Source organism: Kosakonia sp. ML.JS2a (assembly GCF_025642095.1).
Lineage (GTDB): Bacteria > Pseudomonadota > Gammaproteobacteria > Enterobacterales > Enterobacteriaceae.
Genome location: NZ_CP106754.1, coordinates 4,887,812 through 4,912,524 on the forward strand (window position 1 = coordinate 4,887,812; position 24,713 = coordinate 4,912,524).

Consider the following 24,713-nt stretch of genomic DNA (forward strand, 5'->3'; position numbering starts at 1 on the left):
AAGTAAGATAACCCTCTCCCGACAGGGAGAGGGGTGAGAAACATCAATGCAGGTAACTGAACGCCAGCCCTAAAAACAGCACCAGACCCACGTAGTTGTTGTTCATAAAAGCTTTAAAACAGGCGTCGCGTTCACGGCCCGCAATCAGCACCTGCTGGTAGACAAACAGCCCACCCGCTATCAGCACCGTCGCGTAATAGACCCAGCTTAACCCGTTCAGCCAACCAATGGACGCCATCAGCGCCATCACCGCAACCTGCAAAATACCAATAATCAACGTGTCGAAACGGCCAAACAGGATTGCTGTCGATTTGATACCAATTTTGACATCATCATCCCGGTCTACCATTGCGTACTGCGTGTCGTACGCCACGGCCCACAAAATATTGGCAAGAAACATAATCCAGCAGCTCAGCGGCACTGACTCGCTGACCGCGGCAAACGCCATCGGAATCGACCAGCCAAACGCCGCGCCCAGCACCACCTGCGGCAGATGCGTGTAGCGCTTCATAAACGGATAGACCCATGCCAGCGCCAGTGCAGCCACCGACAGCAGGATGGTCATCATGTTGAGCGTCAGCACCAGCGCAAACGCTAACAACACCAGCACCACAAACAGGGTCCGCGCTTCATTCTCCGTCACGGCGCCGCTGGGCAACGGACGGTTCGCGGTACGTTTAACATGGCCGTCAAACTTACGATCCGCGTAATCGTTCACCACGCATCCGGCGGCGCGCATCAGCCAGACGCCCGCCACAAAGACCAGTAAAATCCACAGCGGCGGCACACCCGGTGTCGCCACCCATAACGCCCACAGCGTCGGCCACAGCAGCAGCAACGCACCAATCGGTTTGTCCGTACGCATCAGCCGGTGAAAGGCCAACAGCTTATTCTGCGTGAGACTCCACTCCATTTTCGATTCCTCTTAGTACAACGGCGACGCAGGCAAAAACAGTTCGGTCAGCATCAGCGGTTTTCCCCCCAAACGCAGGCGGGAACGGCGTCCCCATAGCTGCTCATGACGACCAATTTCAATAAAGTCACGCGTAAGCGTAGAAGAGGTAAAAAGATAACGCCCAAGCGGCGTTTTTCCCAACTTTTGCAGCGCCAGCTCCGGACCACTCAGGGTGGACTCCGGCACCACGGTGCGCCCGGCAAGCCAGGGTTCGCCATCCGCGCAGAGAATGATTTCCCGCAACCAGTAACGCGGCTCCTCCGGCAACAGGCCGTGCTCCTGCGCTATCTCGTCTGCGGTGACAAAATCTTCCCGAATCAGCGTCACGCTGACCGTTTTGCCCTGCTGCTCAAAACGTTTCGTCATGGAATCTTCCAGCAACAGCCAGTCCAGCAGTTGCGGTTCAAGCGCAGGAATCGCGTCTAAATAGCGCAGCGCACGCAATTGCGTAAGCGCGGGGTGAGACATGCCTTACTCTCCGGTACATAACGTAGGATTATTGTATCGCAGAACAGGCGTTACGGGCGGGGAAAGTTCATTCGGTTTTCATCAGCGCAACAGGTGTGCAACAGCGCGCCGCTGCGCCGGAAAAAGGGTGCGTCAGGCGACGCACCAGTTGCTGCAAATATCAGCATTGTGGGGAGACTGTTACCCCTTGCCTTTTACACTGCCGATAAAAGTGGAACGGGCGGTTTTCGACCCGAGACGCTCTGCTTCATCCAATAATTTCAATGCCTTATCAACATCCCCTTTCGCAACAGCTTGTTTGATGGCCTGGTTAAAATAGCTCTCCGTATCGTTGAGCATCGGTTCGCTTTTCACTGCAGGCGCAGGTGCGGCAACCGGCGCGGCGGCGGGTGCTGGCTGGGCGCTATAGGCTGGCGCCGCCGTATTTCCCACGGTGACCGGGCCAGGGCCGGAGGAGCCAAACAGCGGGCCGACCAGGATGCTGGACGATGACGAGGTGCTGGCTTTCACCACCAGCGAACCGGTTACGCCATGGCGAGCAATCGGATCGGGAATATCAGGCACCGCGTTACCATTGCCTTTTGCATACGCTTTGGCCGGATCAACCATTTGCGTGGTTTGCTGGAGATCTTTTTGGGTCGTAAACACCAGCAGATAAAGCTTTTGCTGGCCCAGTGCAGGAGTGAGCTTCATCGTGCCTTCTAAACGATTATCAGACATCACTCCCGGCTCCTGGTAAGTAAAGAAGTGGGAAGGGAAAAATGCCGCTGGCGTGAAGTTCTGATCAAGCACCAGCACGTTCGGCGCATACACGCTCTCATTGCTGACTTTACTGGTGAGCGTGATGTTCAGTTCACCAATGTTCGCCGGAACGCTATAGGCCATTACCGGCCCGGAAATTCCCGCAACGTTCAGCGTCTGCCCGGCAGCGCTCACATCGCTGGAAAGGGTTTGCGAAGGTGAAACAGGCATCCAGTGCAACTGTTGCAGCGCAGAAGCAGGAATGGACGGTGCGGCAGAGACATCCTGCGGCACAATATTGACGGCAGCCAGGCTCACAGCGGGAGCCGCAACCAGTAGCCCTGCGGACAGGCAGAGCGCGATAAAACTTTTTTTCATTTTCATTATTATCACCTTGATTGCTCGGTGAGCGTTGGCCAGGCAATAGCGCGCGTCACCCAAGATTGAGGGGCTTGCGCCCCTCGTTCGGTCATTACAGCGGGTGTGAATGGATTACCACCAGATTTCCATCTGGGCGCCGAAGGTCCACTCATCGTCGTTACCACGACTGGTGGTGCCAAACGGCGTGATAGTGCTATTGCTTGCCGCGAAGGAAGAGGAATTACCGGAGGAGTCAGTTTTGACGTAGCCCCATTTCTCATTCCACTTGGCATAGGTAGCGAAGACGCGAATTGCCGGGCGAGACCAGATGCTGTCGCCAGCCTGCCACTGTTGGGCAAGGGTGATTTTGTACTGGTCGTTACGATCGCCGGTCTGCTGGGATTTGACGTTGTCATAACCCACTTCCAGCAATGTGCTCATGATCGGCGTCCATTTGTACATTGGGCGCACGCCCACGGTGTACCAGGTGGTGCCTTGTTTGTTGTCGCGATCGGTGTCCTGATACATACCGACATACATCAGATCCCACTTCTCGGCGAGATTGATAGCACCATGATCCAGCACGCGGATCAGATGACCGTCGTTATCCACAGAGCCGCCGCGCGCCTGGCCTTTACCCTGAGAGATCATCGAGTCAGTGGCGTATTGCACGATAAATTTGTTGTAACCCTTCATCATGCTCTGGGTGTGTTCAGCCGTGAACATCCAGCCATCTTTCGATGCACCAGGTTCCAGATAGTAGTCATCCGGAATGTTGGTGTGACCATAGTCAACGCCCAGTTCCAGCGTACCGCCCGGGTTAATGGCCATCTGCGCTAAACGCACGTCGAAGACGTCGTTTGGCACTTTGTTGTTATAGGTCCGCAGACCGGTGTTAGGATCGCGATCGCCGAAGGCAGAAGAACCACCGGACTCAGAAGAACGGGTAGCGGCTAAAGAGAGTTTACCGATACCGACGTCGATATTTTCAAGACCCGCGCCCGGACCGGAGATGTCCCAGTAGTAGAAGTCGATCATGTGCACGTCATGGCGCTGATAGAAACGTTTACCGGCCCAAATGTTGGCGCCTGGCAGTGAATCGATCAGGTTTTTACCCACCACGTTAAATTCGCGAACGGCTGGCGTGTTGCTGTCTTCCCAGTCATTCAGCTGTGCGGTTTTATAGGCGATGTTGGAGTCGAAATAGAAGCTTTTATCAGCATCTTTCCAGACTTCCTGGCCTAATTTAATTTCCGCGTAGGTTTCGCATTCGTTACCGAGACGGTATTTTGAGTCCGCACCTGTCGCCTGGAAGCATTGCTGCTCGCCGCCGCTGCCTGTCCAGCCAATGCCGGAACGGGCATAACCTTTAAAGTCGACGGCGCCCGCCTGTGCAGACAGGACGCCTGCGGCAATGGCGAGAGCCAGTGGAAGTTTGCGCAGAGTAATCATCATTCTATCTCCTGAGATCATTGCTTTTCTTTTTACACATCACCTTTCGCACGCGCGCGTTATTGACTGCTGGCGCGAATGGCTCTGTGTCAGTTTTTTGGAATGCTTAAACGCCGGGTTCTTTATGCAACCGGCGGCAGGCGGTGCCATCTTCACGGAACAGATGGCAACGCTCCGGCGGTAAGCCGATGGCGAATGTGGCACCCTCTTCTACCAGCACCACGTCGGTCTGGCGGTAAACCAGGTTCTGACGTATTGCGGGGATCTGGATATGAATTTGTGTTTCGTGACCAAGCTGTTCTACGACCTGAACTTCGCCTTCCAGCGTGACATCGGCGATGTCGCTTGGAAGCAGATGCTCCGGGCGAATGCCCAGAGACATATTCGCGCCGACCCGCACATTGGCACTGTCTACCGGCAGCCAGACTTGCTGGCGGTTAGGCAGCTCAACCTGCACCTGTTCAATGGCGGTGGCAGTGACTTTTACCGGCAGGAAGTTCATCTTCGGTGAGCCGATAAATCCGGCGACAAAACGGTCAGCCGGGTAGTGATAGAGTTCCAGCGGTTTACCCACCTGCGCCACGCGACCGGCGTCCAGCACCACAATCTTGTCAGCCAGCGTCATCGCTTCGACCTGATCGTGGGTGACGTAAATCATCGTGCGGCCAAGGCGTTTATGCAGACGGGAGATCTCAATACGCATCTGCACACGCAGGGCGGCATCAAGGTTGGAGAGGGGTTCATCAAGCAAGAAGACGCGGGGTTCAGCGACCAGTGTGCGCCCAATCGCGACGCGCTGACGCTGACCGCCGGAAAGGGCTTTCGGTTTACGCTCCAGCAAATGGGCCAGTTGGAGTATTTCGGCCACCTGGGTAACACGCGCTTTGATCGTCTCTTTTTTCGCACCCGCTAACTTCAGGCCAAAAGACATATTCTCCGCCACCGAAAGGTGCGGATAGAGCGCATAGGACTGAAATACCATGCCGACGCCGCGTTCGGCGGGGGGAACATCATTCATACGGGTATCGCCGATCAGCAAATCCCCGCTGGTAATGGTCTCCAGCCCGGCAATCATGCGCAGCAGCGTCGATTTACCACAGCCTGATGGGCCAACAAACACCACGAATTCACCTTCGTGAATATCGAGGTTGATGTCTTTCGACACCACCACATCGCCCCAGGCTTTCGTTACATTACGCAGCTGTACGCTCGCCATGCCCTTCTCCCTTCGTTACAACCTGTCACCAACAAAAACATTCAACGTGGGCTGACTATGGCGCATCGATATCGCGTGTGAATCCTCCACCCCCCTGGTTTTTGATGGGGGAGGAGGCGGGAGGATGAGAGAAGCGGCTCTGCCCCCCTGGCTGAGGGGCTGCGTGCAATTTCGTGATGGACGCTGCAAAAACCGGCACATTTTTATGTGCGCTGACACACATAATAAAAATTTGTGTAACAGGGATCACACAAATCACCCCTGGGGCGTAGGTTTAAGGAGGATGAGAAGCGCTTGTCAAAAAAGGAGACTAATCCCCGTCGAACCACCTGAACGTATCCACGAGCACAACACCTAAAGGACGGGATATATGAAAATCAAAACAGGCGCACGCATCCTCGCATTGTCCGCAGTGGCGACGATGATGTTTTCCGCCTCTGCCCTCGCCAAGATCGAAGAAGGTAAGCTGGTCATCTGGATTAATGGCGATAAAGGCTATAACGGTCTTGCCGAAGTGGGTAAGAAATTTGAGAAAGACACCGGTATCAAAGTCACCGTCGAACACCCGGACAAGCTGGAAGAGAAGTACCCGCAGGTTGCCGCAACCGGTGATGGCCCGGACATTATCTTCTGGGCGCACGACCGTTTTGGCGGTTATGCGCAATCCGGTCTGCTGGCGGAAGTCACGCCGGATAAAGCCTTCCAGGATAAGTTGTATCCCTTCACCTGGGATGCGGTGCGTTACAACGGCAAGCTGATTGCCTACCCGGTCGCCGTAGAATCCCTGTCGCTGATTTATAACAAAGATCTGCTGCCAAACCCGCCAAAAACCTGGGAAGAGATCCCGGCGCTGGACAAAGAACTGAAAGCGAAGGGTAAGAGCGCGCTGATGTTTAACCTGCAAGAACCGTACTTCACCTGGCCGCTGATTGCCGCCGACGGGGGTTACGCGTTCAAATTTGAAAACGGCAAATACGACGTCAAAGACGTAGGCGTCGACAATGCAGGCGCGAAAGCCGGTCTGGGCTTCCTTGTGAAGCTGATTAAAGACAAGCACATGAACGCCGACACGGATTACTCCATCGCCGAAGCCGCCTTTAACAAAGGGGAAACCGCGCTGACCATCAACGGTCCATGGGCGTGGGCCAACATTGATAAGAGCAAAATCAATTACGGCGTCGCTCCGCTGCCGACCTTTAAAGGCAAACCGTCCAAACCGTTTGTTGGCGTGCTGAGCGCCGGTATTAACGCCGCCAGCCCGAACAAAGAACTGGCGAAAGAGTTCCTCGAAAACTACTTGCTGACCGATCAGGGTCTGGAAGAAGTGAACAAAGATAAACCGTTGGGCGCGGTTGCGTTGAAAACCTATCAGGATCAGTTAGCAAAAGATCCGCGCATTGCCGCCACCATGGATAACGCGAAAACCGGCGAAATCATGCCGAATATCCCGCAGATGGCCGCCTTCTGGTACGCCACCCGCACCGCCGTTATCAATGCGGTCAGCGGTCGTCAGACCGTCGATGCCGCCCTGAAAGACGCACAGGGTCGTATTACCAAGTAAGCAATATGCCGGGTGGCGCTACGCACAAATCAGGTAAACGCAGCGCCACCTGACACTCGTGTTCACCGTTGTAAAAGGACTTCCCATGGATGTTGTAAGAAAACGCCACTGGTGGCAAAGCCCGCAGCTCGCCTGGGCGGCCATTGCCCTTATGGGACTACTGGTGGGATACCTTGTTGTTTTGATGTATGCCCAAGGGGAATACCTTTTTGCCATAACGACGCTGATCCTGAGTTCAGCGGGTCTCTATATTTTCGCCAACCGTAAAGCCTATGCCTGGCGTTATGTCTATCCCGGTCTGGCGGGGATGGGGCTGTTTGTCCTGTTTCCTCTGATCTGCACTATCGCCATTGCCTTTACCAACTACAGCAGCACCAACCAGCTTACCCAGGAGCGCGCGCAACAAGTTCTTCTCGATCGCGCTTACCAGGCAGGAAAGGCCTACAATTTTGGCCTGTACCCGGCGGGTGACGAATGGCAACTGGCGTTGACCGATGGCGACAGCGGAAAAAATTACCTCTCCGACGCGTTTAAACCCGGCGGGGAACAGAAAATCACCGTAAGAGAAGTTACTGCCCTGCCCGCTGGCGAGCGCGCCAACCTGCGCGTGATCACCCAGCAGCGCCAGGCGCTGAACCAGCTCACCGCCATATTGCCGGATCAGAGCAAAGTTGCCATGAGCTCGCTGCGCCAGTTTTCCGGCACCCGCCCGCTCTATCAGTTGGCGCAGGATGGCACGTTAACCAATAACCAGAGCGGCACGAAATATCGGGCCAATAACAACATTGGCTTCTTCCAGGCCGTGAATGCCGATGGCAGTTGGGGTGATGAAAAGCTGAGCCCCGGTTATACCGTCACCATTGGCTGGGATAACTTCATGCGTGTGTTCACCGATGAGGGTATCCAGAAGCCGTTTGTCGCCATTTTCATCTGGACGGTAGTGTTCTCTGTCCTCACCGTGGTGCTGACGGTGGCCGTGGGGATGGTGCTGGCCTGCGTGGTGCAATGGGAGTCGCTGAAAGGCAAAGCGATTTATCGCGTGCTGCTGATCCTGCCCTACGCCGTGCCGTCGTTTATCTCGATACTGATTTTCAAGGGGCTGTTTAACCAGAGCTTCGGCGAAATTAACATGATGCTCAGCGCACTGTTTGGCATCAAACCGGCCTGGTTCAGCGATCCGACAACGGCCCGCACGATGATCGTGATCGTCAATACCTGGCTCGGTTATCCCTACATGATGATCCTCTGCATGGGGCTGTTAAAAGCGATCCCGGACGATCTGTACGAAGCCTCGGCAATGGATGGCGCAGGACCGTTGCAGAACTTTTTCCGCATCACGTTTCCCCTGCTGATCAAACCGCTCACGCCGCTGATGATCGCCAGTTTTGCCTTTAACTTTAATAACTTCGTATTGATCCAGTTGCTGACCAACGGCGGGCCGGACCGCATCGGCACCACGACGCCTGCGGGGTATACCGACCTGCTGGTGAGCTACACCTACCGCATCGCCTTTGAAGGCGGCGGCGGTCAGGACTTTGGGCTTGCTGCCGCCATCGCCACGCTGATTTTCCTGCTGGTCGGTCTGCTGGCAATCGTCAACCTGAAAGCCACACGCATGAAATTCGATTAAGGAGGACGAAAAGTATGGCTATGGTGCAAGCGAAATCGCAAAAGCTGAGATTGTTGGTCACTCACCTGTTATTGCTGGTGTTTATTGCCGCCATTATGTTCCCGCTGCTGATGGTGATCACCATTTCGCTGCGTGAAGGCAACTTCGCCACCGGCAGCTTGATCCCGGAGACCATCTCCTGGGAGCACTGGCGCCTGGCGCTGGGCTTTAGCGTTGAACACGCGGATGGTCGCGTCACACCGCCGCCCTTCCCGGTGCTGCTATGGCTGTGGAACTCGGTGAAGATCGCCGGGATCACCGCCGTCGGGATTGTCGCGCTCTCCACGACCTGTGCGTACGCCTTTGCCCGTATGCGTTTTCGTGGCAAAGCGACGTTGTTGAAAGGGATGCTGATTTTCCAGATGTTCCCGGCCGTGCTGTCACTGGTGGCGCTGTATGCCTTGTTTGATCGGTTGGGCCAGTACATTCCGTTTATTGGTCTGAACACGCATGGTGGGGTGATCTTCGCCTATATGGGCGGTATTGCGCTGCATGTATGGACGATTAAAGGGTATTTCGAAACCATCGACAGTTCGCTGGAAGAGGCCGCCGCGCTGGATGGCGCCACCCCGTGGCAGGCGTTCCGTCTGGTGTTGTTGCCGCTGTCGGTGCCGATCCTGGCGGTGGTGTTTATTCTGTCGTTTATTGCCGCTATCACCGAAGTCCCGGTCGCGTCGCTGTTGCTGCGTGATGTGAACAGCTACACGCTGGCGGTGGGCATGCAGCAGTATCTCAACCCGCAAAACTACCTGTGGGGGGATTTTGCCGCAGCGGCGGTGTTGTCCGCCATTCCCATTACGATTGTCTTCCTGCTTGCGCAGCGCTGGCTGGTTAACGGCCTGACCGCAGGCGGTGTGAAAGGTTAAGTTTCATCGTTGTTATTACGCCCTAAAGATTTCGGCTGAGAGCAAGGCGGCGACGGCATGAATCCCCGGGAGCTGACAGAAGTCAGTGACTGGGGTGAGTAAAGGAAGCCAGCACAGCTATCACCCGAAAGATGACGGGCGAGGCCACTGCACCCTCAACTTGTATGATGAGTAACTTGTGACTGTTGTTTGGCGGCTTAATCAGCCGCCTTTTTTTTATTCTCGCTTCAGCCGTTTGGAGTTACACAACCACAGGGTGATAACCAGCAACAGGATCGCCGCCGAGTAGATCAGGACGTCCATCGGCGACTGATGATCGACGATGATCAGGCGCACAATCGCGGTAATGCCAATGTAGATGAAATAGCGTAGCGGGAAGTGGAAACCGGACTGAAAGTATTTCACAATCAGCGCGATAAATTCGAAGTAGAGAAAGTAAACCACCAGTCCTTCCACCAGCTCATATTTGCTGGTCTGCACAGGGGCGAACAGCACATCCGCCAGATGCAGCGTCTCCTTCCCCAGAAAGACAATCAGAATCAGGCCGAGGCTCAGCAGGCCGAGGTTAAGCACGGTCTGCAAAATGGTCGAAATAAACTCAGCGCGCGGACGCGTTAGCGACGTCATATCAGCACCTCATGCTTAGTGGCGAGCCTCCTGTATAACGCAGAAATGTGATCTGGATCTACATTATTTACTTATATTTTGTGACACCGCGTGATGACATGTTGCATCGTCAAATTTCACGCATGGAGGTCCAAAGAGTGCTGACAATACGTAAAGCAGACCCGGATGACGCTGCATTATTGAGCGAGATGGGTTATGCCAGTTATTCCCACCATTTTGCTCATCTGTGGCATCAGCAGCATGAGTTACAGGCTTTTTTGCAGCAAGAGTATTCCCTGAACACATTACAGCAGAGCCTGCAAAGTGATGTCAGTGACTGGTTTATCGCGCAGGATCACGCGCCGGTAGGATTCGCCAAAGTCTCCTGGCACTGTGCCGTAGAGGGCGATAGCCATGCCGGTACGCTGCTGCATAAACTCTATCTGCTTCCCGGAAAAACCGGCAAAGGTTATGGAGAACAGATGATTGCGGAAATAGAACGGATGGCGAAAAGCCGGGGTGAAACCTTTTTCTGGCTGGAAGTGCTGGACGCCAACCCGCAGGCATACCGTTTCTACCTCCGCCAGGGGTTAACGCATATCAAGGATACCGTGTTCAGTACCCCCTCTCAGCAGAGCCTATTGCATATTCTGGGCAAATCGATTTAAGGAGTGAGAATGGAAGTCCGCCAGACCGGGGTACGTAACGTCACCTGCGGTGAGAATGTGGTGATTTACGAACCCGCCAATTTGTATGGCTGTACGCTGGGCGAGGGTGTTTTCGTCGGGCCGTTTGTGGAAATTCAGGGGAATACGCAGATTGGTAACGGCAGCAAAATTCAGTCACACACCTTTATCTGTGAATACGTGACCGTGGGCGAGCGCTGCTTTATCGGCCATGGCGTGATGTTTGCGAACGATATGTTCCGCGAAGGCAAACCCAATCCGGACCGTGAAAGCTGGGGACGCATTGTGATTGGCAATGATGTGTCGATTGGCAGCGGCGCAACGATTCTGGCGGTGACCATTTGCGACGGTGCGGTTATCGGCGCAGGCAGCGTGGTGACCAAATCGATTACCGTGAAAGGGGTTTATGCGGGGAACCCGGCGCGGTTGCTGCGCCAGCTATAACCCCCTCTCCTGAGAGAGGGGTATCCGGTAACGCTCAGCGAAAGAAATGCTTACTGGAAGTTCAGCGTTTTATCGTTGGTCATATTGTACAGCTCAAACTTACGACCCAGTTTCTGCCCACCGTCACGCGTCAGCGGCGTCCAGCCGATGCCAGCACGACTGCGGGTAGCACCGATACTGAAGAGATCCAGCGGCACGGAAATATAGACCCCTTTGGTGAAGTCCCCTTCCCCATACTGTGCTGCCGACACGTTGGTGATCGTGGCGTAGGCACCGACCACAACACCGCTGTCGAAGTGTTTGGAGATGTCCAGCGTGCCGCCTTTATCCCCGGCCAGATACTGCCCGACGCTGGCTTTCACCAATACATCCTGTGCAAACCACGGCGTCCAGTAAGCGGTGAAATGCCCCGTCTTCGCGCTGTAGTCGGTAAATTTCATCATGTCCTGCGGGCTGCGCCAGTCACGCTGTTTCACGTAGTTCGCATCCACGCCGAACGCCCAGTTACTGTCTACCGGACGCCACATCAGTTCTGCGCCGGCCCCGCCGTACATGGTTTCCAGATACCCGGCATACACCTGACCATAAATGTTATTGCCCAGATACTGGAAGTAGTTCGCCTGCATGTTGTTCACGTAGACATCGTTCTGCACATATTCACGTACGCGGGTACGAACGCGCGGCAGCGCCGAATCCGATGGCGGGTTGGTATAGTTAAATTTGTCGTAGTTGTTAGCCAGGTTGGCAAACAGACTGCCGGTGGTCAGCAGGTGATCCGTCCACCACCAGTCTGCCGTCGCCATCACGCCAATCTGGTACATGTAGAACCCTTCCGGGCCGCCCAGTGACTGGTTCAGTACCGGATCAATGTGGAAATCAAACGTCGGCCGATCGATATACCATCCCTGCTCGGTGCTCTCCGGCACGATTGGCGTCACGCGTTTTTGCACCAGTTCCGTGTCTTGCCCCAGCGGTTCGCCTTCAAGATGGCGCTTCAGGCTGGCGACATCCGTTTCGGTGGTCACCTGTGGCAAGTGCAGACGGTTTTCGTTAATGCGAATGGTACGAATCCCCTCCGGCAGGTCATTCATAACAATGCGGTTAGCACGCTCGATCCCTTCCTGGGTGTTACGGTACTTCACCTGCTCGCCGGTCACATACAGCGTATCGCCTTTTACCTGAATTTGCGGGTCTGCAAAACCTGCATTGTATTTCAGCAGGGTAAGCTGATTCGCCACCACGGAGTGCTGCAAAATGGCATCCTGCGGCTCTGGCTGATATCTCGGGCGTGAGTTATCGCTATAGCCAGGGCGCAGGTCGTTGAAGTTATTGCGCAGGGTAAAGCCGAACATCCAGGTATTACCGCGCTCGTAACTCAGGTTAATGTCGGCCCAGTCAGCGACACGGTAGATAGCACCGACGTTAACGCTGCTACGCTGCGGCAGTTTACCGGCATAATCCTGCTGATAGTTGTTGCCTTCGTATTCCAGCTTCAGGCGCAGCGGATGCCAGGGCGTCTGGTACTCCACCCCGCCAAACAGCGCGGCCGGACCGCGAAACATTTGTGACGTATCCGTTGAGCCTGCGGCTTTGTAGCTGGTATCACGGGTACAGAACTTCGTGTCGTAGGTACAGAGCGGGTTTTTGATATTACCGCTGGTACCCAGATAACCCCAGCCGATACCGAGTGAGAAATCGAACGGCCCCCAGGCTTTGTTCGACACCAGATATTCACCGTCGAACAAACCGGTACCGCCCACGTCACGCGCACCCACGGCCACTTGCGGTAGCCAGTAGCCCTCTTCCCACAGCCGCACTTTCAAATCAAACGCTTTATCTTTGTAAGATTGATCGCCGGAGAACGCCTCCACGGAACTGTATTTGCGCGTACGCACGTCGGTATAGCGCAGCGTCGTTTCCAGCCACGGCAACAGCTGCACCGAAGCGGAGTAGAAACGGTATTGCTTGTTGTCGCGGTAATTAAGGCTTAGCTCGCCTTCCGGCGCTACACGCGCCGTTGGGGTTTGCAGCAGACCCACACCGCCAAAATCAGATTGGGACGGGCCTACCGGGTCCGGAAACGTTTCTGCGTGACAGGCCGCGCTTACTCCAAGCGCCAACAGGCTTATTACAAACGATTTTTTCATTATTATTCCGGTATCCGATGCGTCAGGGACTCAAGAATGTCGGCGTTGAGCTCGTCATAGACGTTGCTCCACAGACCCGGCGCAAAACCCACGAAAATCACACTACCGGGCATCGGCTCGACGTGGCGTCTGTTCCAGTACGCCACTGGCACTTTCTGTGTTTGTCCGGTGGGATAAATCACCCATGCATAGCTGCGTTCGGCTCCGCTTAGCAGGTCCATATCATCCAGATAACTCACCACATCCCGACCGGGTGTGAACGGCTTCTTGCCTGGACTGCTGATCAACCCCACCACGCTAATGGTGCCAGGCTGCGGCCCGACCCACAGGGTGTATTCCCCTTGCAGCGGGCGGTTAGAAAGGCGGTGCAGACGGATATAGTCCGGGTCGAGCGGCACAATTTGCCGGCCGGTCACTTTGACCGCCTGCAATTGCCGACGCAGGGCGTTAATGGCCGCGGCGGCATTACCACTTTCGTCAGCAGCCAGGCTGCTCAGGCGTTCCAGCAGTACCTGATGCCGCGCCTGTTGTGCGATGGTGGCCTGTCGTTCGCTGACGACCGCGCCAGGCCACCAGCTGTCCGCCAGTCGGGGTTGCCCAACCAGGTCGACCAAATGCTCAGCATTGGTGAGCTTTTTCGGTGTCGCATCGCCTGCGACATACACATCAACGGTCCCTGTCGCCAGCACCAGCGGGGAAAAGAGTGCGAGTAAAAGCGGGAGCAACGCGTACGTTTTCATTCTTTCGCCGCCTTAATCAGGGTCATTTTCACCGGGAAGAATCCCGCACCGAGATACTGTACTGACTGGCGGATAAGCCCTTCATCATCCACCCAGTAGCGGTTGCGCCAGTTTCTCTCTTCGGTGGTGACCTCTTCATCGAGCACGCGAACAACCGTTTCGTCGTTCGCCAGTGTGATCGTGTCCGTTCCGTTCCAACGGAACACTGACTGTGCAGCGGCGTAGCGCACCTGTTTATGCTGAGACCAGCCCATGACACGCGTCCAACTCGCACCATCGATGATCTGATTCGGTTTGGCCAACGGATCGGCGCCAAGGTTATTCACTTCAATTAAGTTATCGCCGCCGAGCTTGTCGCCGCCAAGCTGGGTTTTCACAATGCGGGCATTCTGCGTGACGATGACCGCCTGATCCTGCGTCACCCATTTCTGCTGCCCGTTTTCCGCGAAAGCGAGCACCACAAACAGTTGCGGGCCATCATTAAGCTGCACGTACTGGCTGGCATAAGGCATATTGAGCAGTTCGTCATCGGTCAGATGAGCACCAGGGGTACCAAACACACTATTCCAAAGCGACGTTCCCAGGCCTTTGATCGGGCCAGAACATGCCTGAAGGAGCAGGCAAAGCAAAATGATTCCAGGTCGCTTCACGACTCTTCTCCGAAAGGGGGCGAAATAACCACACCGAAGTGTGGTTATAGTTAATGCACCCGCTATTACCGGGTACTTGTTGTTGTGGTGGTCGTGGTTCCAGTGTTGGAGCCATCACCGCCACCGACTGCCGCAAGAGCGACACCCGCCGCAGAGCCTACGGTGCTAACGCCCGTCGCTGCAGAACTACCTGCAGAGACAGAGGTCGCTGCCGACCCTGCTGCTTCACCGACTAATACCGGTGCCGCGAAGGCAGAGGTCGCCGCAAGTGCGGATATGGCAAAAATGCCATACAGGACTTTTTTCATATCAATATCCCTTCATTGAATGAATGGAGATTTACCTGAAAAAACTCAGGCGAGATCGAGTATACACAACTAAAGCAGATGAATTACGCCCCGGGAAATAGGCGAGTGAGTTTTAGGAAAACGGGTATTTAGCGGTTGGGTAGAAAATAAATTAAAAATAAATGTGATATTTATCAAGTAATTAAATAATCGCAAAAAGGTGACACAATGAGGCTAGTCCTAAAATTTATAGCAATAACTGATGGCGTCGACGACATTTTCGGATAAACCTGATCGCTCAATATGCCATTACCGAATCAGATTATTCTTCATAATCTTTCCATAATGAAAATATCAATATTGCCATTACTTATATATCGGCAAGATCGGGCCACCAATATATAAAACCCGGGCTTAATATATTCGACGAAAAAAAAGCGCCGCCGAAGCGACGCTTTCAGGATTAACCGCGCCAGGACTTATAGCGGTTAATCAGGCCGTTGGTGGAGCTGTCGTGGCTCGATACCGCGCTGGCATCGCCCAGTTCCGGCAGAATGCGGTTCGCCAGTTGTTTACCCAGCTCTACGCCCCACTGGTCAAAAGTGAAGATGTTGAGAATGACGCCCTGGGTGAAGATTTTGTGCTCATAGAGCGCAATCAACGCACCGAGGCTAAACGGCGTGATTTCACGCAGCAGAATGGAGTTGGTAGGACGGTTGCCTTCGAACACTTTGAACGGCACAACGTTTTCCAGCGTTGCCGGATCTTTACCCAGATCGCGATATTCCTGTTCAACCACGTCACGGGATTTACCGAACGCCAGCGCTTCGGTCTGGGCGAAGAAGTTTGATAACAGCTTCTGATGGTGATCGGAGAGCGCATTGTGGGTTTTCGCCGGGGCAATAAAGTCACACGGCACCATTTTGGTTCCCTGATGGATCAACTGGTAGAACGCGTGCTGACCGTTGGTGCCCGGCTCACCCCAAATGATAGGGCCAGTCTGGTAATCCACGGCGTTGCCATTACGATCAACATACTTGCCGTTGGATTCCATGTTGCCCTGCTGGAAGTAAGCGGCAAAGCGATGCATGTACTGGTCATACGGCAGGATAGCTTCGGTTTCGGCACCGAAGAAGTTGTTGTACCAGATGCCGATCAGCGCCAGCAGCACCGGCAGGTTTTTCGACAGCTCAGTGGTGGAGAAGTGTTTGTCCATCGCATGAGCGCCGGAGAGCAGTTCCACAAAGTTGTCGTAGCCCACAGAGAGAATGATCGACAGACCAATCGCGGACCACAAAGAGTAACGCCCCCCCACCCAATCCCAGAATTCGAACATGTTCGCGGTGTCGATGCCGAACTCGCCAACCGCTTTCGCGTTGGTGGAGAGCGCCGCAAAGTGTTTCGCCACGTGTTTGTTATCACCGGCGGTTTTCAGGAACCAGTCGCGCGCGCTGTGGGCGTTGGTCATGGTTTCCTGAGTGGTGAAGGTTTTGGAGGCCACGAGGAACAGCGTGGTTTCCGGGTTCACTTTTTTCAGCACTTCAGCGATGTGGGTGCCATCGACGTTAGAAACAAAGTGCATGTTGAGGTGATTTTTGTACGGGCGCAGTGCTTCGGTGACCATGAACGGGCCAAGGTCGGAACCGCCGATACCAATGTTCACTACGTCGGTGATAGGTTTGCCGGTGTAACCTTTCCAGGCGCCAGAAATGATCGCTTCCGAGAAAGCTTTCATTTTCTCCAGAACCGCGTTCACTTCCGGCATCACATCTTTGCCATCAACCACAATCGGCGTATTGCTACGGTTACGCAGCGCGACGTGCAGAACCGCGCGATCTTCCGTACGGTTAATTTTTTCGCCAGAGAACATAGAGTTGATGGCGCCAGCCAGTTCAGTCTCTTTCGCCAGCGACAACAGGGTGTTCAGGGTTTCTTCGGTGATGCGGTTTTTAGAAAAATCCACCAGCATCAAATCGTCGAACGTTGCGGAAAACTTGCCAAAACGGTCGCCATCTTTCGCGAACAGCTCCGCGAGAGTAACGTCCTTCATGTCAGCGTAATGTTTCTGTAATGCCTGCCAGGCAGAGGTCTGCGTTGGATTGATGTTTTTCATAGCAATACTCTTCTGATTTGAGAATTGTGACTGCGGTCGATTGTAGCGCCTGGCAGGGAAAATTGTGATGGTTTTTGTGTCACGAGCGGTGAGCAAGGCGCAAATCCCGGCGCAAAATAACCGGACAGGAGAACAACATAAGTCATTTTACTGACGGCGAAAGCCAGATGAAAAATCCGCATAATCCCGTCGTTGACAGCACACCCGCTGACGCTTTATTTATAACAACACTCTCCGCGTACGCGCGGAGTCAATTGTGTTGTATTACCGAGCCGTGAAAGGCGAAGGTATTTATTACCCATGCATTTCGCAAGCAGCCAACACCGCTGCGGCGCGAAAGCGAAGGTATTTATTGCCAAAGCATTTCGTGTTGCAGCAAGGCGGCAACTGAGCGCATCCCCGGGAGCTTACACTGGTAAGTGACCGGGGTAAGTGAAGGCAGCCAACACCGCTGCGGTGTGAAAGCGAAGGTATTTATTACCAAAGCATTTCGTGTTGCAGCAAGGCGGCAACTGAGCGCATCCCCGGGAGCTTACACTGGTAAGTGACCGGGGTAAGTGAAGGCAGCCAACACCGCTGCGGTGTGAAAGCGAAGGTATTTATTACCAAAGCATTTCGCGTTGCAGCAAGGCGGCAACTGAGCGCATCCCCGGGAGCTTACACAGGTAAGTGACCGGGGTAAGTGAAGGCAGCCAACACCGCTGCGGCGCGAAAGGCGAAGGTAATAGCCAGAAGAGGCGCGTTGCCCAGGTACACGGTGTTGGAAGAGCCAAACTGAAGAAAACACCTGAGGGGGAGCAACGCCGAGATAGCAAAACGCCTGGCAGCGTTTGTTATCGGCTACAGAGGCTGAATCCTCTGGGTTGTCACCAGAAACGTTCCCAGTCGGGCGTTTCGCAAGGTGGAGCACTTCTGGGGAAATCGTAGTTGTTTTGCTATCTGCGCCCACCCCGTTTTTCGCTCTTCCCTTGTGCCATGGCTGAAATAGTGGATCCCCTGACACGAGGTTGTTATGTCTAATTTAGTTGTCGCCAAATTCGGCGGCACCAGCGTTGCCGATTATGATGCCATGAACCGCAGTGCGGACGTGGTGCTTTCCGATTCCGATGTTCGCCTGGTGGTGCTTTCCGCCTCTGCGGGCGTGACCAATCTGCTGGTCGCACTGGCAGAAGGACTGGAAGCCAGCGAACGGTTCGTCAAACTCGATGCTATTCGTAAAATTCAGTTCGATATTCTGGAGCGGATGTCCAACCCGGACGTGATCCGCGAAGAGATTGAACGCCTGCTGGAAAACATCAGCACGCTTGCGGAAGCCGCCTCACTCGCCACCTCCACCGCGCTGACCGATGAGCTGGTTAGCCACGGTGAGTTGATGTCGACGCTGCTGTTTGTTGAAGTGCTGCGTGAACGCAGCGTGCAGGCGCTGTGGTTTGATGTGCGTAAAGTCATGCGCACCAGCGATCGTTTTGGCCGCGCCGAGCCGGACGTCCCCGCGCTGGAGGAACTGACCGCGCAGCAACTTGCGCCTCGCCTCACCGAAGGTCTGGTGATCACTCAGGGCTTTATCGGAAGCGAAGCCAAAGGTCGCACCACCACGCTGGGCCGTGGCGGCAGCGACTACACCGCCGCGCTGCTGGGTGAAGCGTTGCACGCAACGCGTGTCGACATCTGGACCGACGTACCCGGTATTTACACCACCGATCCACGCGTGGTGCCAGCAGCAAAACGTATTGATGAAATCGCCTTTGAGGAAGCGGCGGAAATGGCGACTTTTGGTGCGAAAGTACTGCATCCTGCCACACTGTTGCCTGCGGTACGCAGCGATATTCCGGTCTTTGTCGGTTCCAGCAAAGATCCCAAAGCAGGCGGTACGCTGGTGTGCAATAAAACCAGCAACCCGCCGCTGTTCCGTGCGCTGGCGCTGCGCCGCAAACAAACGCTACTGACGTTGCACAGCCTGAATATGCTGCACTCCCGCGGTTTCCTCGCGGAAGTATTCGGCATTCTGGCGCGGCATAACATTTCAGTCGATCTGATCACCACCTCCGAAGTGAGCGTGGCGCTGACGCTGGACACCACTGGTTCAACGTCTACGGGCGATACGCTACTCACGCAGGGGCTGCTGACAGAGCTCTCATCACTGTGCCGTGTGGAAGTGGAAGAGAACCTGGCGCTGGTGGCGCTGATCGGCAACGATTTGTCGAAAGCGTGCGGCGTGGGCAAAGAGGTGTTTGGCGTGTTGGATCCGTTTAACATCCGCATGATTTGTTACGGCGCGTCCAGCCATAACCTCTGCTTCCTGGTGCCAGGCGCGGAAGCCGAGCAAGTGGTGCAGAAACTGCACCACAATCTGTTTGAGTGACAGGCGATGCTGCCAGATGGCGGCTTCGCGTAATCCGGCCTGCGGGAATATGCAGGCCGGATAAGTGCAGTGCTATCCGGCAACGTTTACGAGGCAGACATCACGGTCTGGTACAACAACTGGTCGAGATCGCTGACCTTACCGCTGCGGCTCTCCGGCAGCGCGTCCGGCACTTCACCACGTGCCAGTTCCGTTTTGATAAAGTCATGCAGTAAAGGGCGTCGCGGACCGTATTGCGCTTCTCCCGCCCGCTGTTTTAACACCAGCAGTTCGTCGATTTCCGCACGCAGGGGAGCGCCCAGGTTGCTGCCCTCCAGCAGCGTAGCAAAACGCATCGGCGGCATTCCTTTGCCCGCTTCTATCCAGCGCACTGCCAGCAACGGGCGCAGCACGTAGAAATATTTCTTCAGCCGCACCGCTTCCCCCTGCAAATAACTACGAAAGTTTTTTTTCGCCATCGAATAGTAATGCCAGCGTGCTCTGACCGGTGAAAACCAGTGCGGCACCTGCGTACGCAGCGCCGCCAGCGTGGCATCCTCCTGCTGATAAACCACCGGCGAATCCAGCCATTCGATTAAGGTCGGGTTAGCGCTTTTCAGCAACCCCAGCGCTTTGCGCCACTCCCAACCACACACATCCAGCTCATCGTCTATTGGCAGCTCGATGACATCGCGCTGCGGTTCAACCCGCAGATACCACTGCGGTTCGTGCACATACAAAAACCGCACATCGTAGTCGCTGTCTGGCGACGCAAACCCCCAGCCGCGACTCCCGGACTCGCAGGCATACAACACTTTTATGCCGTATTTCCGCTCCACCTCGCATAATGTTTGCCGCACGCGTTCACGCATGGCGGCGTCAACGCCCTGATATTCCATCTTATTTATCCTTCTTTTTATCCTTTTACACACACCACCTGACGCAGGGTATGCACCACTTCCACCAGCGAGGCCTGCGCCGCCATCACAGCATCAATATCTTTGTAAGCCATCGGGATCTCATCAATCACATCACTGTCTTTACGGCACTCCACATGCGAAGTGGCGCGGATCTGATCGTCCACCGTAAAGCGTTTTTTCGCCGCCGTACGGCTCATGGTCCGCCCGGCGCCGTGGCTACAGGAGCAGAAACTCTCTTCATTACCCAGCCCGCGGACAATAAAGCTTTTCGCCCCCATCGAGCCAGGAATGATCCCCATCTGCCCTTTTTGCGCCGAAACCGCACCTTTACGCGTGACCAGTACCGCTTCACCAAAGTGCGTCTCTTTTTGCACATAGTTGTGGTGACAATTTACGGCTTCCTGCTGCGTCATAAAGGGTTTGGTGACGGTCTTCGACAGCACGGCCAGTACCCGCGACATCATCACTTCACGGTTATGACGGGCAAAATCCTGCGCCCACTCCACCGCTTCCAGATAGTCATCATAGTGTTTGCTACCTTCCTGAAAGTAAGCCAGATTTCTGTCCGGCAGGTTCGCAATATGCTGCTGCATATCTTGCTGCGCCAGGGTAATAAACGCATTACCAATGGCGTTCCCGACACCACGCGACCCACTGTGCAACATCACCCATACCCGCTGCTGTTCATCCAGGCATATTTCAATAAAGTGGTTACCGGTTCCCAACGTACCCAGATGCTGATGATTATTGGTTTTCAACAATGGGGGGTATTTCTCCGTTAAACGCTGAAAACGCGGCGCCAGCAAAGCCCAGTGGTTATCTACTTCCAGCGGCGGATTCTCCCAGGCGCCTTTATCACGCTTCGCACGGTTCACCGAACGGCCATGCGGTACGGCCTGCTCGATGGCGCTACGCAATCCGCTCAGGTTATCCGGCAGATCCCCCGCCAGCAGCGAGGTGCGCACCGCAATCATGCCGCAGCCAATATCCACGCCAACCGCCGCCGGGATAATCGCCCCTTTGGTAGGGATCACGCTGCCAATGGTCGAGCCTTTTCCCAGGTGCACATCCGGCATCACTGCCAGATGTTTGAATATAAACGGCATTTTTGCCGTATTCAGCAGTTGCTCACGCGCTTCCGGTTCTACCGGTACGCCGTGGGTCCACATTTTCACCGGCGCGGTGTTCTCCTGCGCCAGCAACTGATAATCGTTATTTTGCATCATGACTTCCTTTGATGTTCACAAGGCCATGTAATACCTGATCCAGTCCACCGAAGACCGAAATCTTATCGATGCGTTCCGCAACACGTTCCAGGGTTTCCAGCTCTTTCAGGCGCAATGCCACCGGGTTGCTTTCCATCACTTTTGCCGTGTTCAGCAACGAACGGGTCGCGGCGGTTTCTTCCCGGCGTCGGATCACATTGGCCTGCGCCGATTTTTCTGCTTCCACTAAACGCGACAGAATGGTTTTCATCTCACCGGGTAAAATGATGTCCTTCACACCCAGCGACGCCACCTCAATACCAAACGCCGCCATACGGCTCGCCACCTGCGCGCTGACCACGTCATCGATGATTTGCTTATCTTCCAGCAGCTCATCGAGGGTGCGCGTTCCCACCGCTTCACGCAGGGCAAACTGCAACTCGCGATAGAGGTGATCCAGCGGTTTGCTTAACTGCGCAAATGCGCTCAGCACATCGGTATAACGCCAGTTCGCCGCCAGGTTCAGGCGCAGCGTGACTTTGTCTTTGGTCAGGATCTCCTGGCCACTCACCTCAAGCACCTGCAAGCGCAGATCCACCACGTCCGCTTCTACCAGGTGGTTCACTTTCCAGTAACCGCTTAAACCTGCCGGTAGCAGCCCCTGCGTTGCGCCATCCACTTTTAAAACGCCCGCATGCCATGCCGGTACCTGTACCGCCAGAATGTTATCGCGACCTTTTACCGTAGCACCGCGCTTCGGCTGTAACACCGCGTTGAGGATCTCTGTCGGCACGCTCACGTCACGCGTGTCCATGCGCACCAGTTTCAGCGTTTCATCCGCTTTCCAGTACAGGCGGCGCGTAGAGGGCGGCAGGATCTCCTGCAATACGCCATCCCGGTAAAGCGCACCCGCTTCATGCGTATCCATATCGGCCACCAGGCAGTAACGCTCAACCCATTGCGGCTGAAAACGACGCAGGTACTCCGCCAGGCCTTCCGCCACGTCGCTGCCGTCAATATTCACCACCAGCAGCTCGGGCTTGTTGAACCATGGCTGGCGGTGCTCACCGGCTTCCAGCACCTGATAATAGTCGCCCTCTCTTGCCAGCAGACCTAACTGACCTTTACGTATTGTGATTTTATTGGTCATGACTCTCTCCTTAATCGTGTTTTGCCTTAACGACCGCGGATGCAGGGGCGAAACCACAGGGGAAACGGTGTTTTGCCTGCCGCCCGGCGCCGTTACCGGCGGTCGTTGGGGGTAGCCGTGTACGGCTGGCTACCGGGTACTGCATCATGGTTATCTCAAGGGATAATGAGTTGCGAATTCGGGAGTCGAACCCGATAGAAAACCGACTTTTCGCACATGTCTTTCTGCTGACGGAACGCCCCCTGGATAACGACTTGCGCCGTTCCCGGTGCGCCGGCGGGGTCTCTTACCCCCTGCGAACCCAGCATGCTGACAAAGTAGTTATTGCCAGATGCGTGCCAAAATAAAAAAACAGCAAATTAAATTTTTAATTAATTGATAAATAAACACTTTATTTTTAAAAACGCAAAGAGCGGTTGCGAGTCAGGAGGGTATTTTTTATCCTTAGATATCGATTTTTATCTTTCAGGATAAACATGAAACGTCGCGTGGTGATTGGTGTACTGGGCACGGTGCTGGATAAACGGGGAAAACGACAAAACCGCTTTCGTAAATGGCGGCCAACGGTAGGGCTATGCCAGCAGCCAGATTTCCCTGTTGATCGTCTCGAGCTGCTGCATCAACCGCGGGATAAAGGACTGGCACAGCAGGCGGCGGACGATATTGCGCAGCTCTCCCCCGATACCCGCGTTCGCACACATGCGGTGACGATTAAAGATCCGTGGGATTTTGAAGAGGTGTATGCCGCCTTTCTCGATTTCGCCACGCACTATCCGTTCGATACGGACAACGAAGAGTATCTGGTGCATATCACCACCGGGACGCACGTCGCACAAATCTGTTGGTTTTTGCTGACGGAAGCGCGTTATCTGCCCGCTAGCTTGTTGCAAACCGGCCCGGCGGCAAAAGGTTCTTCTGATGAGGCGATTGCCGCTGGCGTCTGTTCGGTGATCGATCTCGATTTAAGCCGTTATGCCACGTTAACCAGCCGTTTCCAGCGTGAACAACAGCAGTCGGTGTCGTTTCTCAAATCCGGCATTGATACCCGCAACACTACCTTTAACCGGCTCATCGATCAGATTGAACGCGTCGCGCTGCGTTCAACGGCACCGATCCTGCTCACAGGCCCCACCGGTGCAGGCAAATCGTTTCTGGCAAAACGCATCTTCCAGTTACGTCAGTCACGCCACCTGGTGCCGGGGCGACTGGTGGCGGTGAACTGCGCGACGCTGCGCGGCGATAACGCCATGTCGACGCTGTTCGGCCATGTGAAAGGTGCCTTTACGGGTGCACAACAGGCACGTACTGGCCTGCTGCGTGAAGCAGATGGCGGCGTACTGTTCCTCGATGAAATCGCCGAACTGGGGCTGGATGAGCAGGCCATGCTGCTGAAAGCGATTGAAGAGAAAAACTTTTTCCCCTTCGGTTCCGATAAAGAAGTACACAGCGACTTCCAGTTGATCGCCGGGACACACCGGAATATGCAGCAGTGGGTGGATGAGGGTCGCTTTCGCGAAGATCTCTACGCGCGTATCAATATGTGGACCTTCGCGCTGCCGGGGCTGGCAGATCGCCGGGAGGATATCGCCCCCAATATTGAGTATGAGTTGCAACGTTTTGCGCTGGAGCAACAGACACAAATCCGTTTCGATAAAGATGCCCGTGAGCGCTACCTGGCTTTCGCCTGTTCGCCACACGCGGCATGGCGGGGAAACTTCCGCGAACTCAGTACATCGATTGCGCGCATGGCCACGCTGGCCGAGCAAGGGCGCATTACGCTCGCGCTGGTCGATGAAGAGCTACAGCGCCTGGAGCACCACTGGCGCGGCGCACCGGCCTCTTCCGCGCTGCCGATAGATCTCAGCGCGCTTGATCTCTTTGATCAACGCCAACTGGAAACCGTGATCGCCATTTGCCGCCGCAGTCAGACGCTGTCGGAAGCCGGGCGCGAACTGTTTGCGGTTTCCCGGCAAAAAAAGGCGAACCCGAATGATGCGGATCGCCTGCGCAAATACCTTGCCCGCTTCGGGTTAAGCTGGGAAAGCGTACGCAGCGCAACATAAAACATCTTCATCATAATTCGTTTGAATAATATTCCTTAGCACGATAAACAATAACTATGGTCGGGCCCGATCC

General features: G+C 54.9%; 21 protein-coding genes and 1 riboswitch. Of the genes, 7 read left to right on the forward strand and 14 right to left on the reverse strand.

Annotated features, from left to right (window positions below):
* Positions 1-43 precede the first annotated feature (43 nt).
* From ubiA to malK, 5 genes are all read right to left on the reverse strand, one after another.
* Entirely contained in the window at positions 44-913 is an 870-nt protein-coding gene (gene ubiA, locus N7922_RS23075; protein ID WP_263098449.1) for a 4-hydroxybenzoate octaprenyltransferase, read from the reverse strand.
* Positions 914-925: 12 nt separating this feature from the next.
* Positions 926-1,423 (reverse strand): chorismate lyase, encoded by a 498-nt coding sequence (gene ubiC, locus N7922_RS23080; protein ID WP_263098450.1) that lies wholly within the window; start codon positions 1,421-1,423, stop codon positions 926-928.
* A 180-nt stretch (positions 1,424-1,603) separates the two neighbouring features.
* Positions 1,604-2,548: a maltose operon protein MalM gene (malM, locus tag N7922_RS23085; protein ID WP_263098451.1), complete on the reverse strand. Its 945-nt coding sequence runs from the start codon at positions 2,546-2,548 to the stop codon at positions 1,604-1,606.
* A gap of 108 nt (positions 2,549-2,656) precedes the next feature.
* On the reverse strand, positions 2,657-3,979 hold the full coding sequence (locus N7922_RS23090) for a maltoporin (RefSeq protein ID WP_263098452.1): 1,323 nt from the start codon (positions 3,977-3,979) through the stop codon (positions 2,657-2,659).
* Between the two features lie 103 nt (positions 3,980-4,082).
* Positions 4,083-5,192 (reverse strand): maltose/maltodextrin ABC transporter ATP-binding protein MalK, encoded by a 1,110-nt coding sequence (malK, locus tag N7922_RS23095; protein ID WP_061498867.1) that lies wholly within the window; start codon positions 5,190-5,192, stop codon positions 4,083-4,085.
* 370 nt (positions 5,193-5,562) lie between these two features.
* Here malK and malE point away from each other — a divergent pair, with 370 nt between their 5' ends.
* From malE to malG, 3 genes are all read left to right on the forward strand, one after another.
* Positions 5,563-6,753, forward strand: coding sequence for a maltose/maltodextrin ABC transporter substrate-binding protein MalE (gene malE, locus N7922_RS23100; RefSeq protein ID WP_263098453.1), 1,191 nt, complete (start codon positions 5,563-5,565; stop codon positions 6,751-6,753).
* Between the two features lie 85 nt (positions 6,754-6,838).
* The gene (malF, locus tag N7922_RS23105) at positions 6,839-8,383 is read left to right on the forward strand and encodes a maltose ABC transporter permease MalF (protein ID WP_263098454.1); all 1,545 of its coding nucleotides are present in this window, start codon (positions 6,839-6,841) and stop codon (positions 8,381-8,383) included.
* Positions 8,384-8,397: 14 nt separating this feature from the next.
* On the forward strand, positions 8,398-9,288 hold the full coding sequence (gene malG / locus N7922_RS23110; protein ID WP_263098455.1) for a maltose ABC transporter permease MalG: 891 nt from the start codon (positions 8,398-8,400) through the stop codon (positions 9,286-9,288).
* Positions 9,289-9,504: 216 nt separating this feature from the next.
* Here the strand turns inward: malG and psiE are convergent, their stop codons facing one another.
* A complete protein-coding gene (gene psiE, locus N7922_RS23115; protein ID WP_263098456.1) occupies positions 9,505-9,915 on the reverse strand; it encodes a phosphate-starvation-inducible protein PsiE in 411 nt (136 codons plus the stop codon).
* Positions 9,916-10,052: 137 nt separating this feature from the next.
* Here psiE and N7922_RS23120 point away from each other — a divergent pair, with 137 nt between their 5' ends.
* Together N7922_RS23120 and N7922_RS23125 are read left to right on the forward strand one after the other, a co-directional pair.
* The gene (locus N7922_RS23120; protein WP_263098457.1) at positions 10,053-10,562 is read left to right on the forward strand and encodes a GNAT family N-acetyltransferase; all 510 of its coding nucleotides are present in this window, start codon (positions 10,053-10,055) and stop codon (positions 10,560-10,562) included.
* A 9-nt stretch (positions 10,563-10,571) separates the two neighbouring features.
* The gene (locus tag N7922_RS23125; RefSeq protein WP_263098458.1) at positions 10,572-11,024 is read left to right on the forward strand and encodes an acyltransferase; all 453 of its coding nucleotides are present in this window, start codon (positions 10,572-10,574) and stop codon (positions 11,022-11,024) included.
* A gap of 50 nt (positions 11,025-11,074) precedes the next feature.
* Here N7922_RS23125 and N7922_RS23130 read toward each other — a convergent pair whose 3' ends face one another.
* The 5 genes from N7922_RS23130 to pgi form a co-directional block, all read right to left on the reverse strand.
* Positions 11,075-13,171, reverse strand: coding sequence for a YjbH domain-containing protein (locus N7922_RS23130; protein WP_263098459.1), 2,097 nt, complete (start codon positions 13,169-13,171; stop codon positions 11,075-11,077).
* Between the two features lie 2 nt (positions 13,172-13,173).
* Positions 13,174-13,911 carry a capsule biosynthesis GfcC family protein gene (locus N7922_RS23135; protein ID WP_263098460.1) on the reverse strand — a complete coding sequence of 246 codons (738 nt, stop codon included), beginning with the start codon at positions 13,909-13,911 and terminating at the stop codon, positions 13,174-13,176.
* Positions 13,908-14,561: a YjbF family lipoprotein gene (locus N7922_RS23140; RefSeq protein WP_263098461.1), complete on the reverse strand. Its 654-nt coding sequence runs from the start codon at positions 14,559-14,561 to the stop codon at positions 13,908-13,910. The genes N7922_RS23135 and N7922_RS23140 overlap by 4 nt, the downstream gene beginning before the upstream one ends.
* Positions 14,562-14,626: 65 nt before the next feature.
* A complete protein-coding gene (gene yjbE / locus N7922_RS23145) occupies positions 14,627-14,869 on the reverse strand; it encodes an exopolysaccharide production protein YjbE (protein WP_061498897.1) in 243 nt (80 codons plus the stop codon).
* 442 nt (positions 14,870-15,311) lie between these two features.
* The gene (gene pgi / locus N7922_RS23150; protein WP_263098462.1) at positions 15,312-16,961 is read right to left on the reverse strand and encodes a glucose-6-phosphate isomerase; all 1,650 of its coding nucleotides are present in this window, start codon (positions 16,959-16,961) and stop codon (positions 15,312-15,314) included.
* Between the two features lie 724 nt (positions 16,962-17,685).
* Positions 17,686-17,881: riboswitch (Lysine riboswitch) on the forward strand.
* 92 nt (positions 17,882-17,973) lie between these two features.
* Between pgi and lysC the strand changes: the two genes are divergently transcribed.
* On the forward strand, positions 17,974-19,323 hold the full coding sequence (gene lysC / locus N7922_RS23155; protein WP_263098463.1) for a lysine-sensitive aspartokinase 3: 1,350 nt from the start codon (positions 17,974-17,976) through the stop codon (positions 19,321-19,323).
* Between the two features lie 86 nt (positions 19,324-19,409).
* Here the strand turns inward: lysC and N7922_RS23160 are convergent, their stop codons facing one another.
* Genes N7922_RS23160 through N7922_RS23170 form a run of 3 tightly spaced genes read right to left on the reverse strand, consistent with a single transcriptional unit; the run spans position 19,410 to position 22,577 of the window.
* Positions 19,410-20,201 carry a nucleotidyltransferase domain-containing protein gene (locus N7922_RS23160; RefSeq protein ID WP_263098464.1) on the reverse strand — a complete coding sequence of 264 codons (792 nt, stop codon included), beginning with the start codon at positions 20,199-20,201 and terminating at the stop codon, positions 19,410-19,412.
* A 17-nt stretch (positions 20,202-20,218) separates the two neighbouring features.
* Entirely contained in the window at positions 20,219-21,445 is a 1,227-nt protein-coding gene (locus N7922_RS23165; RefSeq protein WP_263100991.1) for an RtcB family protein, read from the reverse strand.
* The gene (locus N7922_RS23170; RefSeq protein WP_263098465.1) at positions 21,435-22,577 is read right to left on the reverse strand and encodes a slipin family protein; all 1,143 of its coding nucleotides are present in this window, start codon (positions 22,575-22,577) and stop codon (positions 21,435-21,437) included. Before N7922_RS23170 ends, N7922_RS23165 begins: the two co-directional genes overlap by 11 nt.
* Before the next feature lie 476 nt (positions 22,578-23,053).
* Here N7922_RS23170 and rtcR point away from each other — a divergent pair, with 476 nt between their 5' ends.
* Entirely contained in the window at positions 23,054-24,640 is a 1,587-nt protein-coding gene (gene rtcR, locus N7922_RS23175) for an RNA repair transcriptional activator RtcR (protein WP_263098466.1), read from the forward strand.
* Positions 24,641-24,713 lie beyond the last annotated feature (73 nt).